Genomic DNA, 11,584 nt, shown 5'->3' with positions numbered 1-11,584 from the left:
CCCTACCGGCCCGGACCCGCAGTGCGATGCCCTCGGGCAGGTCGCGGCCGCGGCTCAGACCGGCAGCGGCGCGCAGCGTCCGACCAGCTCGTCCATCGACAGCCCGAGCACGCGGGCCAGCGCGGCCACCGTGAAGAAGGCCGGCGTCGGCGCCCGCCCCGTCTCGATCTTGCGGAGTGTCTCCGCGGAGATGCCGGCGCTCGCCGCGACCTCCGCCATGCTGCGGTCGCCGCGCGCCTCGCGCAGCAGCCGGCCGAGCCGCTCGCCGCGTTCGCGCTCTTCGGGGGTCAGGGGGGTGCGCACCATGACCACCATTCTAATACCGGTATAGTAATTGGCATGGTGGAGTTGAAGACCGACACATCGATCGATGCCATGTACGAGGCGGGCCAGGTCGTCGCGAGCGCGCTGACGGCCGTGCGGAAGGCCGCCACCGTGGGCGTCTCCCTGCTGGAACTGGACGAGGTGGCGTGCGAGGTGCTGCGCGCGGCGGGGGCGACCTCGCCCTTCCTGGGCTACCGCCCCTCCTTCGCCCCGACCCCGTTCCCCGCCGTCATCTGCGCGTCGGTCAACGACGCCGTCGTGCACGGCATCCCGGACGGCTACCGGCTGTGCGACGGCGACCTGGTCTCCATCGACTGCGGCGCCGAACTGGGCGGCTGGGTCGGCGACTCGGCGGTCTCCTTCACCGTGGGCACCGCCCGCCCGGCGGACGTACGGCTGATCGAGACCACCGAGCGCGCCCTGGCGGCGGGCATCGAGGCCGCCGTCGTCGGCAACCGCATCGGCGACATCGCGCACGCCATCCGCACGGTGGGCCGCGCGGCGGGATACGGCATCCCGGACGGCTTCGGCGGGCACGGCATCGGCCGCCGTATGCACGAGGACCCGTCGGTGCCGAACGAGGGCCGCCCGGGCCGGGGCATGCGGCTGCGGCACGGGATGGTCCTGGCCATCGAACCCATGCTCGTCGGCGGCGGCACCGACACCTTCCACGCGGCCCCCGACGGCTGGACGCTCCGCACCGACGACGGATCCCGCGCCGCCCACGCGGAGCACACCGTGGCGATCACCCACGCCGGACCCCGTGTCCTCACGGCGCGCGAGGTCGTCTAGAACGATCCCCGTGCCCCGCACACCGCGCTGCTCGTCGCACCGCCGGTCGACCGTGCGGCACGCCGCGCGCGGATGTCGTGATGTCGCGCCGCACCGGGGCCGCGCCGCCGGAGGCGGGCGACGGATGGTGCGTGGCGGGCGGTGGGCGGCCGGCGGTGGGCGGCACGAGCCGAGACGGAGGCGGTCCCCGCCCCGCGCCGGCCGGGGGCCGGGTTCCGCCCGGGCGGAACCGGCTGCCGTCGGGGGAGAACGCCGGGCCACGGATCTCCGATTTGGACCCCCGTTCCGGCCGCCCCGTCCGGACATGCCCGCCCGCACGGAACGTGTCATCGTGGCATGAGCGGGCCCGGACCGGGTTACCCGGCCCCGGCACGTCGACAGCGAAGGAACGGATGACGATGACGAGTGGCTTCATCGGCCCGGAGGGCGACCCCTTCGCAGAATTCCTCGCCCGCTTCTTCGGGGGCCCGCGCCCCCGCCAGATCGACATCGGCCGGCTGCTCAGCCAACCGGCCCGGGAGCTGGTGCGCGGCGCCGCCCAGTACGCGGCCGAGCACGGCAGCCGGGACCTGGACACCGAGCACCTGCTGCGCGCCGCGCTGGCCACCGAGCCGACCCGCAGTCTGCTCAGCCGGGCGGGTGCCGACCCCGACTCGCTGGCCTCGCAGATCGACGAGCGGTCGGGACCGGCCCAGCACGGGCCGGACAGCGCACCGCCGCCGACCTCCCTGTCCCTGACCCCCGCCGTCAAGCGCGCCCTGCTGGACGCGCACGAGATGGCCCGGGCGAGCGGCGTCGGGTACATCGGCCCGGAGCACGTGCTCAGCGCCCTGGCCTCCAACCCGGACTCGGCCGCCGGACACATCCTGAACGCGGCCCGCTTCACCCCGTCCGCCGGTCTGCCCCCCGAGGCGCCGGAGGCCGCGCCACCTCGCGCCGAGCGGCCCCGCCCGACGGGCACGCCGACGCTGGACAAGTACGGCCGTGACCTCACCGCGCTGGCCCGCGAGGGCCGCATCGACCCGGTGATCGGCCGGGACGAGGAGATCGAGCAGACGGTGGAGGTGCTGTCCCGGCGCGGCAAGAACAACCCCGTGCTGATCGGTGACGCGGGCGTCGGCAAGACCGCCGTCGTGGAGGGGCTGGCGCAGCGGATCGCCGAGGGCGACGTGCCGGACGTGCTGCTCGGGCGGCGCGTGGTGGCCCTGGACCTGACCGGCGTGGTCGCCGGGACGCGCTACCGGGGCGACTTCGAGGAGCGGATGAACAACATCGTGGACGAGATCCGCGCCCACTCCGACCGGCTGATCGTCTTCATCGACGAGTTGCACACCGTGGTCGGCGCCGGGGCGGGCAGCGGCGAGGGCGCCACCATGGACGCCGGCAACATCCTCAAGCCGGCCCTGGCCCGCGGCGAGCTGCACGTCGTCGGCGCGACCACGCTGGAGGAGTACCGCCGGATCGAGAAGGACGCGGCGCTGGCCCGCCGCTTCCAGCCGATCATGGTGCCGGAGCCCACTCCCGCGGACGCGATCGAAATCCTGCGCGGTCTGCGGGACCGCTACGAGGCCCACCACCAGGTCCGCTACACCGACGAGGCGCTGATCGCGGCCGTGGAGCTGTCCGACCGCTACGTCAGCGACCGCCGACTGCCGGACAAGGCGATCGACCTGATCGACCAGGCCGGTGCCCGGGTGCGGCTGCGGGCCAGGACCAAGGGCACCGACGTCCGCGGCATGGAGCGCGAGATCGAGCAACTGACCTGTGACAAGGACCAGGCGGTCGCCGACGAGCAGTACGAGCGGGCGACCCAGCTGCGCGACCGCATCGCGGAGCTGAAGGAACGCGTCGCGCAGGCCGGCGGCGACAGCGAGGTCGACGAGGGTCAGGGCCTGGTGGTGGACGCCGAGGCGATCGCCGAGGTGGTGTCCCGGCAGACGGGCATTCCGGTCAGCCGCCTCACCGAGGAGGAGAAGGACCGGCTGCTGGGTCTGGAGCGGCATCTGCACCAGCGGGTGGTCGGCCAGGAGGAGGCGGTGCGGGTCGTGTCGGACGCCGTACTGCGTTCGCGCGCCGGGCTGGCCAGCCCGGACCGGCCGATCGGCAGTTTCCTGTTCCTCGGGCCGACCGGCGTGGGCAAGACGGAGCTGGCGCGGGCGCTGGCCGAGGCGCTGTTCGGCAGCGAGGACCGCATGGTCCGCCTCGACATGAGCGAGTACCAGGAGCGGCACACCGTCAGCCGGCTGGTCGGCGCCCCGCCCGGTTACGTGGGGCACGAGGAGGCCGGTCAACTGACCGAGGTGGTGCGCCGGCACCCGTACTCGCTGCTGCTGCTGGACGAGGTGGAGAAGGCGCACCCGGACGTCTTCAACATCCTGCTCCAGGTCCTCGACGACGGCCGGCTGACCGACGCGCAGGGCCGGACGGTGGACTTCACCAACACCGTCATCGTGATGACCAGCAACCTCGGCTCCGAGGCGATCACCCGGCGCGGGGCAACGCTGGGCTTCGCCTCCGGCGGCGCGGACGCGGACGAGGAGGCGCGGCGCGAGCAGATCCTGCGGCCGCTGCGGGAGCACTTCCGGCCCGAGTTCCTCAACCGGATCGACGAGATCGTGGTGTTCCGCCAGCTCACCGCCGAGGAGCTGCGGCAGATCACCGACCTGCTGCTGGACGGCACCCGGCGCCGGCTCAAGGGCCAGGACATCACGGTGGAGTTCACCGACGGGGCGGTGGACTGGCTGGCCCGGCGCGGCTACCAGCCCGAGTACGGCGCCCGGCCGCTGCGCCGCACCATCCAGCGGGAGGTCGACAACCAGCTCTCCCGTCTGCTGCTGGACGGCCGGGTCACGCAGGGCGGCCGGGTCACGGTGGACGTGGACGGCGGCGCCCTGTCGTTCCGCACGCAGGGAACACCGGCGCCGGAGCTGTGAGGCGCGGGCCGGTCCGGTGACACGACCCGGCCCGCGCCTCCCGTCGGCCGGCCCAGTGGACCGGCCCGCGCCTTCTGCCGCCCTACCCGGCCGGGTGGACGACCATCGCCGAGCCGCCGCCCCTGCGGACCTTCTCCGCCGCGGCGAGCCACTTGCCGCCGGGCAGCCGTTGCACGGCCGTGGCGGCGCCGATCTCCGGGTTGGCCCGGAAGGAGTGCCCGATGGCCTCCAGCCGCCCGCGCACTTCACTGTCCCAGAGACCGGGTTCGAGGTCCGTCAGGGCGGTGTTGCGCTGGCTGGCGCGCGGTGCGGCGATCGCGTCGACCAGGGGCAGGCCTCGGTCGAGGAAGCCGGTGAGGGTCTGGAGCACGGTGGTGATGATGGTCGACCCGCCGGGCGATCCGAGCGCCACGACGGGCCTGCCGTGGCCGTCGAGCACGATCGTCGGTGAGATGGAGGACCGGGGGCGCTTGCCGGGCCCGGGCAGGTTCGGGTCGTGCACCGCCGGGTCGGCCGGGGCGAACGAGAAGTCGGTCAGCTCGTTGTTGAGCAGGAACCCGCGGTCGGGCACGGTGATGCCGCTGCCGCCGGTCTGTTCGATGGTGAGGGTGTAGGCGACGACGTTGCCCCACCGGTCCGCGGTGGTGAGGTGGGTGGTGTTCTCGCCTTCGTAGGTGGTCGGGGCCGCGGTGCCGCCGGTGGCGCAGGGCGCGGGATCGCGCGGGTCCCCGGGGGCGAGCGGGCTGGTGAGGACCGCGTCGTCCTTGATCAGGCACGCCCGCGAGTCGGCGAAGCGCTGCGAGAGCAGTTCCTTCGTGGGTACGTCCTCGAAGGCGGGATCGCCGACCCAGCGGCCCCGGTCCGCGAAGGCGATGCGGCTCGCCTCGATGAATCGGTGCAGGTACTGGGTGTCGCTCGCCTTCGAAAGGTCCGTCCGTTCCAGGATGTTGAGCGCCTCGGCGACGGTCGTGCCGCCGGAGGAGGAGGGCGCGATGGAGTAGACGTCGAGGCCGCGGTACGACGTCCTGGTGGGCGGCTGCAGCTTGGCGCGGTAGGCGGCGAGGTCCCGGGCGGACAGGTCGCCGGGCCGGGCGTTCCAGCTCGAGTCGGGGTCCACGGGCGGTTTGTTGACCGTGTCGACGATGTCGCGGCCGATGCCGCCCCGGTACAACGCGTCGACGCCCTTGCGGCGCAACTCGGCGTAGGTGCGGGCGAGATCGGGGTTCTTGAAGGTGGTGCCCACGACCGGCAGCTCGCCGCCGGGCAGGAACAGTTCGGCGGTGTCCGGGAAGTGGCGGAAGCGGCTCTCGTTCGCGGCGGTCTGGGCGCGGAAGGTCTCGTCGACGGTGAAACCGTCCCGGGCGAGGCGTTCGGCGGGCCTGAGGACCGTCCCCAGGTTGCGGCTGCCCCACTTCTCCAGTGCCCGCTGCCAGGTGGCGGGGGTGCCCGGGGTGCCGACGGCGAGGCCGCTGCTGACGGCCTCGGCGAAGGGGATGGGTCTGCCGTTCTCCAGGAAGAGTCCGGAGTCGGCGGTCAGCGGGGCGGTCTCGCGGCCGTCGATGGTGTGCACGGTGCGGGACTTCGCGTCGTACAGGACGAAGTAACCGCCTCCGCCGATGCCGGCCGAGTAGGGCTCGGTGACGCCGAGCGCGGCGGCGGTGGCGACGGCCGCGTCGACCGCGTTGCCGCCCTTCCTGAGCACTTCGATCCCCGCGGCGGAGGCGTCGGGGTCGACGCTCGAGACGGCGCCGCCGTATCCGACGGCCAGGGGGGTCTTGGGTGTTGGCTCCGAGCTCCGGGTGCGCTCACCGGGCGGCGCCGCCGCCCCCACCGACACCACGGCGGCCGAGACCGCCAGAACCGCCAGACTCCGTGCGACAGGACGACGCATCCGCACCTCCAGTGAAGGGCCGTCCGCGCAGCTTAATTCATGGCCATGCTCTCGTCAGGAACATCCGGCGGGTGCCGTCACGGATGTCGACGGGGTGCGCTCCGGGTGCCCCGGGGGCCCGTTGAGTCGGCGCCTCGCCGGGGCGGCGACCCGTCCGGAATCCCGGGCTGAGCGCCCTCTCGAACACCGGTTTGCCTGGGGCCGCTAGCATGCGCGCCCATGAATGACGACGTGCGCAACATCGTTCTGGGCGTGGTGGCCGCGGGCATCAGCGCCGCGCTGGGCTGGATCGCCCGTACGTATCTGTGGAAGCGGAAGCTGCGGCGCAAGCAGGCGTTCTTCGGACTGCCGGACAACGCCGAGTCGTTGCTCGTCGTCAACCGCGACCCGGCCATGGCGGAGCCGGCGGTGCACCGGTTCGACGTGTTCGCGCTGCTGGAGCTGTCCGCGCTGATCAAGGACTGCGGTGCGCACGTCCAGGTGGTCACGCAGGACACGGCCCATCAGGGTTTCGGTGAGCGCACGGAGTTCTGCGTGGGCGGGCCGGGGTCGAACCGGCGCATGGTGGCCCACATGGCGGCCATGCTGCCGGGGGTGCGGGTGAACGTCGATCCGGAACCCGGCCCGGACCGGGGCGCCTTCCAGATCGGCACCGAGCGCTACCGCATGGAGCCGGGCGTCACGGAGTACGTCCTGCTGGCCCGGCTCACCGCCGGCGAACGCAAGGACGCCCGGCCGGTGTTCCTGTTCTGCGGCCAGCGGGCGATCACCAACCAGGCCGCCACCCGGTACCTGGCCCTCAACCACGAGCGGCTGGCGCGCAAGCACGGCGGGAACTCCTTCGTGCTGCTGCTGAAGGTCGTCAACTCCCAGGCGTACGGCCCGGACGTGGTCGAGCTCGTCGCGGACGTGACCCGTGCGGCCCGGACGGCGCTGCCGGCTCCGGCGTCGCGCGCCACGCACCGCGCCTCATAGGGTCATCGCGCGCTCAACAATCGTTACTGGCACGTAACTTACCGACGGGTTACTTCAACTGCGCACCCGAGGTTACCGTCTGGTCACTTTGCACTGACACGAGTGAGGAGTGACCGTGGGACCGCACCGCAAGGCCCTGCGCACCACTGCCGTGGGCGTCGTCTCGGCGACCCTGATCGCCGGGAGCGCCCTCCACCTCGCCCCCACCGCCCAGGCGGCGCCGCAGCCCGTCCGCTTCGTCGACATCACCGGCGACGGCGGCACCGTGCTCAAGGCCAACGTGATCACCCCCACGGGCGCCGACGCCTCCCGCCGCTACCCCCTGATCGTGCTCCCCACCAGCTGGGGCCTGCCCCAGGTCGAATATCTGGCCCAGGCACGGAAGCTCGCCGACTCCGGATACGTCGTCGTCACCTACAACGTGCGCGGCTTCTGGCAGTCCGGCGGCGAGATCGAGGTCGCGGGGCCGCGCGACACCGCCGACGCCTCGAGGGTGATCGACTGGGCGCTCGCCCACACCCCGGCCGATCCCGCGCGCATCGGGATGGCGGGCGTCTCCTACGGCGCCGGGATCAGTCTGCTCGCCGCCGCGCACGACAGCCGGGTCAGGGTCGTCGCGGCGCTGAGCGGCTGGGCGGACCTGATGGCCGCCATCTACCCCGAGCGCACCCAGAGCGTCCAGGCCGCCGCCGTGCTCGACGGCGCGGGACTGGTCACCGGTCGGCAGAGCGCCGAACTGCGGCGCATCTTCGATGAGTTGTACGCCTCGGACCTGTCCCGTGAGCGGGAGATCGTGGAGTGGGGGAAAAAGCGTTCCCCCAGGACCCATGTGGACCGGCTCAACCGCAACGCCCCGGCGGTGATGCTGGCCGGCGCCTGGGGCGACACCATCTTCCCGCCCAACCAGTACGCCGACTTCTACGAGCGACTGACCGGCCCCAAGCGCCTCCAGTTGCGGCCGGGCGACCACGCCACCCCCGAGCTGACCGGACTGCTGGGACTGCCCAACGACGTGTGGAGCGACACCCGGCGCTGGTTCGACCACCATCTGCGGGGCGTGGCCAACGGAGTCGACCGCGAGCAGCCGGTCCGGCTCAAGTCCCGCTCCGCGGACGGCTACGAGACCTATCCGGACTGGAAGTCGGTCGGCGCGACCAGCCGCAAGATCGACCTAGCGGGCACCACCACCGTCCACACCAACGTCAACTCCGGCGCGGACGGCGGGACCGTCTTCCTCTCCGGCATCCTCGACCAGGTCGCCCGCCTGCCTCCGACGGCCTGGGTGTCCCTGTTGCCGCGCCGCTGGGCCGCCGTCTGGCAGTCGGACCGGTACACCACGACCCAACGGGTGCGGGGCACCGCCCGGTTGCACACCACCGTCACACCCACGAAGGAGAGCGGCACATTCATCGCCCATCTGTACGACGTGGGGCCGCTCGGCATCGGCAAGCTGGTCAGCAGCGCCCCGTACACCTTCCACGGGCGAACGCCCGGAAGGCCGTTCGGTCTCGACCTGGAGCTGTACTCCACGGCCTACGACGTACCGGCCGGGCACCGGCTCGCCCTGGTCGTCGACACGGTCGACCCGCTCTACATCGAGCACAACCCGTCCGGCGCGCAGCTGACCTTCTCCTCGCCGGCGAACGACCCGTCGTACGTGACGGTTCCGCTGCGCGAGCAGTGATCTCCGGCTGCCGCCGGACGGGACTGGCCGATGCGTTCCGCCGCCCCGCGGCTTCGAGGCGGTGGACCCCTCCCGGAGGCGGCGCCCCCGCTCCTGACGCGAAGTCCCCTCCCCCACCGGGATGAAGGAAACATCGTAATCGAGGCCGCGCCGGACGGACGCCCCGGCGTCACCCCGCTCAGTGTTTGAGGATCTTGGAGAGGAAATCCCTGGCCCGGTCGCTGCTCGGGTCGGTGAAGAACTCGTCCGGCGTGCGGTCCTCGACGATTCGGCCGTCGGCCATGAAGACGACGCGGTTGGCGGCCGAACGGGCGAAACCCATCTCGTGGGTGACGACGATCATCGTCATGCCCTCCGCGGCGAGATGGCGCATGACCTCCAGCACCTCGTTGATCATCTCCGGGTCGAGGGCCGAGGTCGGCTCGTCGAAGAGCTGCGCCGGGTACTTGTCCGCCTGGTCGGCGACGCCGACCCGGTTCAGGAGTTCGTGCGAGCGCCGGTCGGCCTCCTCCCTGCTCCGCCCGCGGACCTTGACCTGGCCCAGCGAGACGTTCTGAAGAGCGGTTCTGTGCGCGAAGAGGTTGAACGACTGGAAGACCATGCCGACGTCGGCGCGCAGCCGCGCCAGCGCCTTGCCCTCGGCCGGCAGCGGCCGGCCGTCGAGCAGGATGGTCCCGGACTGAACGGTCTCCAGCCGGTTGATCGCCCGGCACAGGGTCGACTTGCCCGACCCGGACGGGCCGATGACGACGACCACCTCTCCCCTGCCCACGGTGAGGTCGATGTCCTGAAGGACATGCAGGTCCCCGAAGTACTTGTTGACGTCACGCAGCTCGATCAGCGGATCGACGGCCATACCCACCCCTACTCACTCTCAGCCGTGTGGTGGTGGCCGCAACGTATCCAGGCAAGATCGCGGGGACGACGCGACACGCACTTGCCCGCCATTAGCCGTATTTACGTCGGGCTTACGCGGACGGTGGTGTCCCGGGCTCAAATCTCCGCGACCTCGGCGTACAGCTGGGACAGTTCGGGGACTCCGTGGGCGGCCCACGCGTGGCCCGACTCCACGACGTCGAACTCCCGGCCGGAGGCCAGCCGTACCACCGGCTGCCCGTCGTACCGCAGCTCCCAGGCGGCCCCGGGCACGGTGCGCACGATGACGGTGCCCAGGTACAGCCCGGCGTCGTTGCCCAGCCAGGTCAGGGTCTCCTCGTCGTCCCGCCAGCCCGGCACCAGCTGGTCCAGCGCCTCCAGCGAGGCCGGGGAGTCGTCCAGCAGGACGCCGGCCCGGGATGCCTGGGAACGCAGCAGTTCACACTCGGCGAGGAGCTCCGCGATGCCCTCCGGATCGGGAATTCCGGCCTTCCGGCGCCGATGGCCCAGGAAAGGGATGTTCATGCCTCCAGCGTGGCATTCGTACCGCCGTACGCACCACAGGCGCGCGGACCCCGCCGTGGGGCCCGCCGCTCGGAGGGTCACACGTCGAGGTCCACCACGACCGGCGCGTGGTCCGAGGCTCCCTTGCCCTTGCGCTCCTCGCGGTCGACGTAGGCGTCGGTGACCGCCTTGGCGAACGGGGCATTGCCGTACACCAGGTCGATGCGCATCCCGCGGTTCTTGGGGAAGCAGAGCTGCCGGTAGTCCCAGTAGGTGAAGGGGTGTTCGTACTTCAGCGGGCGGGGGACGACGTCGGACAGGCCGGCCTCGCGCAGGGAGGCCAGGGCGGCGCGCTCGGCGGGGGTGACGTGGGTGGAGCCCTCGAAGGCGGCGGGGTCGTGGACGTCGTCGTCGGTCGGGGCGATGTTGTAGTCGCCCAGCACCGCGAACGGGCGGGTGCCCGCCGCGTCGCCGGCCACGGCGGCCTTCAGCGCCTCGATCCACTGGAGCTTGTAGGCGTAGTGGGGGTGTTCCACCTCGCGCCCGTTGGGCACGTACACCGACCAGACGCGGACCGGGCCGCAGGTCGCCGCGAGGGCACGGGGCTCCACCGAGCCGTCGTACCCGGGATCGCCCGGCAGTCCCTTGACGACGTCCTCGACGCCGACGCGGGAGAGCACCGCCACGCCGTTCCACCGGCCGGTGGCGTGCACCGCCGACTCGTAGCCCAGTTCGCGCAGTTGCTCCACCGGGAACTGCTCCTCGGCGACCTTGGCCTCCTGGAGGCACAGCACGTCCGTGCCGCTGCTCTCCAGCCAGGCGAGCAGCCTCGGCAGGCGGGCGGTGATCGAGTTCACGTTCCAGGTAGCGATCCGCATGCCTCTCAACCTACCCGGCACCTGTGACAACCCTCGAACGCCGCCCGCGGCCCCCGTCGCCGGGCCGCCCGGTCACAGGTCGGCCGAGGCCCCCGGCGCCAGTCGCAGGTGCTCCGAGCCGCCGAGGGCGCCGATCTGGCGGTCGTAGATCGGGCGGGCGAGGTCGGTGAGCAGGGCGTCGTGGATGTCGTAGGCGCGCTGCGGGCGGACCTCGCGGACGTAGTCGATGACCTCGGAGATCTTGCTCCAGGGGGCCATGACGGGCAGCATCAGCGTCTCGACCGGGTGGTCCGGGACCGTGAGCGCGTCGCCGGGGTGGAAGAGCCTGCCGCCGTCGACGAGGTAGCCGACGTTGGTGATGCGCGGGATGTCCGGGTGGATCACCGCGTGCAGTTCGCCGTGGACCTGGATGTCGAAGCCCGCGGCGGTGAAGGCGTCCCCGTGGCCGACGGTGTGCACGCGGCCCGGGAACGCCGCCGAGATCCGCTCCGCGACGGACCTCAGCGTCCAGATCTCGGCGGCCGGGTCGGCCTCCAGGGCGGCCCGCAGCCGGCCCTCGTCGAAGTGGTCGGGATGCTCGTGCGTGACCAGGACGGCTTCCGCGCCGACGGCGGCGTCCTCCTCGCTGAACCCTCCGGGGTCGACGACGAGGACCCGGCCGTCCTTCTCCAGGCGGACGCAGGAGTGCGACTTCTTCGTGAGCTTCATGGGTCCATCCTGCCCGGCG

10 protein-coding genes are annotated in these 11,584 nt (G+C 72.3%); 4 read left to right on the top strand and 6 right to left on the bottom strand.

Annotated elements, in window-relative coordinates:
• Window positions 1–54 precede the first annotated feature (54 nt).
• A complete protein-coding gene (locus tag ACFYOV_RS10030) occupies window positions 55–306 on the bottom strand; it encodes a helix-turn-helix domain-containing protein (RefSeq protein WP_389085162.1) in 252 nt (83 codons plus the stop codon).
• A gap of 33 nt (window positions 307–339) precedes the next feature.
• Between ACFYOV_RS10030 and map the strand changes: the two genes are divergently transcribed.
• Both map and ACFYOV_RS10020 read left to right on the top strand, forming a co-directional pair.
• Window positions 340–1,116 (top strand): type I methionyl aminopeptidase, encoded by a 777-nt coding sequence (gene map / locus ACFYOV_RS10025; RefSeq protein ID WP_389085160.1) that lies wholly within the window; start codon window positions 340–342, stop codon window positions 1,114–1,116.
• A 398-nt stretch (window positions 1,117–1,514) separates the two neighbouring features.
• A complete protein-coding gene (locus ACFYOV_RS10020; protein WP_389085636.1) occupies window positions 1,515–4,049 on the top strand; it encodes an ATP-dependent Clp protease ATP-binding subunit in 2,535 nt (844 codons plus the stop codon).
• An 82-nt stretch (window positions 4,050–4,131) separates the two neighbouring features.
• Here ACFYOV_RS10020 and ggt read toward each other — a convergent pair whose 3' ends face one another.
• Window positions 4,132–5,940: a gamma-glutamyltransferase gene (ggt, locus tag ACFYOV_RS10015; protein ID WP_389085157.1), complete on the bottom strand. Its 1,809-nt coding sequence runs from the start codon at window positions 5,938–5,940 to the stop codon at window positions 4,132–4,134.
• Between the two features lie 219 nt (window positions 5,941–6,159).
• Between ggt and ACFYOV_RS10010 the strand changes: the two genes are divergently transcribed.
• Together ACFYOV_RS10010 and ACFYOV_RS10005 are read left to right on the top strand one after the other, a co-directional pair.
• Window positions 6,160–6,915 (top strand): hypothetical protein, encoded by a 756-nt coding sequence (locus ACFYOV_RS10010; protein WP_389085154.1) that lies wholly within the window; start codon window positions 6,160–6,162, stop codon window positions 6,913–6,915.
• Window positions 6,916–7,030: 115 nt separating this feature from the next.
• Window positions 7,031–8,599 carry a CocE/NonD family hydrolase gene (locus tag ACFYOV_RS10005; protein WP_389085152.1) on the top strand — a complete coding sequence of 523 codons (1,569 nt, stop codon included), beginning with the start codon at window positions 7,031–7,033 and terminating at the stop codon, window positions 8,597–8,599.
• 178 nt (window positions 8,600–8,777) lie between these two features.
• Here the strand turns inward: ACFYOV_RS10005 and ACFYOV_RS10000 are convergent, their stop codons facing one another.
• The 4 genes from ACFYOV_RS10000 to ACFYOV_RS09985 form a co-directional block, all read right to left on the bottom strand.
• Window positions 8,778–9,455 (bottom strand): amino acid ABC transporter ATP-binding protein, encoded by a 678-nt coding sequence (locus ACFYOV_RS10000; protein WP_389085150.1) that lies wholly within the window; start codon window positions 9,453–9,455, stop codon window positions 8,778–8,780.
• Window positions 9,456–9,592: 137 nt separating this feature from the next.
• Window positions 9,593–10,000, bottom strand: a complete 408-nt coding sequence (locus tag ACFYOV_RS09995) for a DUF6278 family protein (RefSeq protein WP_389085148.1) — start codon at window positions 9,998–10,000, stop codon at window positions 9,593–9,595.
• A 77-nt stretch (window positions 10,001–10,077) separates the two neighbouring features.
• Window positions 10,078–10,857, bottom strand: a complete 780-nt coding sequence (locus ACFYOV_RS09990; protein WP_389085146.1) for an exodeoxyribonuclease III — start codon at window positions 10,855–10,857, stop codon at window positions 10,078–10,080.
• 72 nt (window positions 10,858–10,929) lie between these two features.
• Complete coding sequence (locus ACFYOV_RS09985; RefSeq protein WP_389085143.1) at window positions 10,930–11,565, bottom strand: MBL fold metallo-hydrolase; 636 nt, start codon at window positions 11,563–11,565, stop codon at window positions 10,930–10,932.
• Window positions 11,566–11,584: the final 19 nt, after the last annotated feature.

The organism is Streptomyces sp. NPDC005931, from assembly GCF_042871235.1.
GTDB lineage: Bacteria > Actinomycetota > Actinomycetes > Streptomycetales > Streptomycetaceae > Streptomyces.
This window is presented reverse-complemented; position numbering and strand designations above follow the sequence as displayed.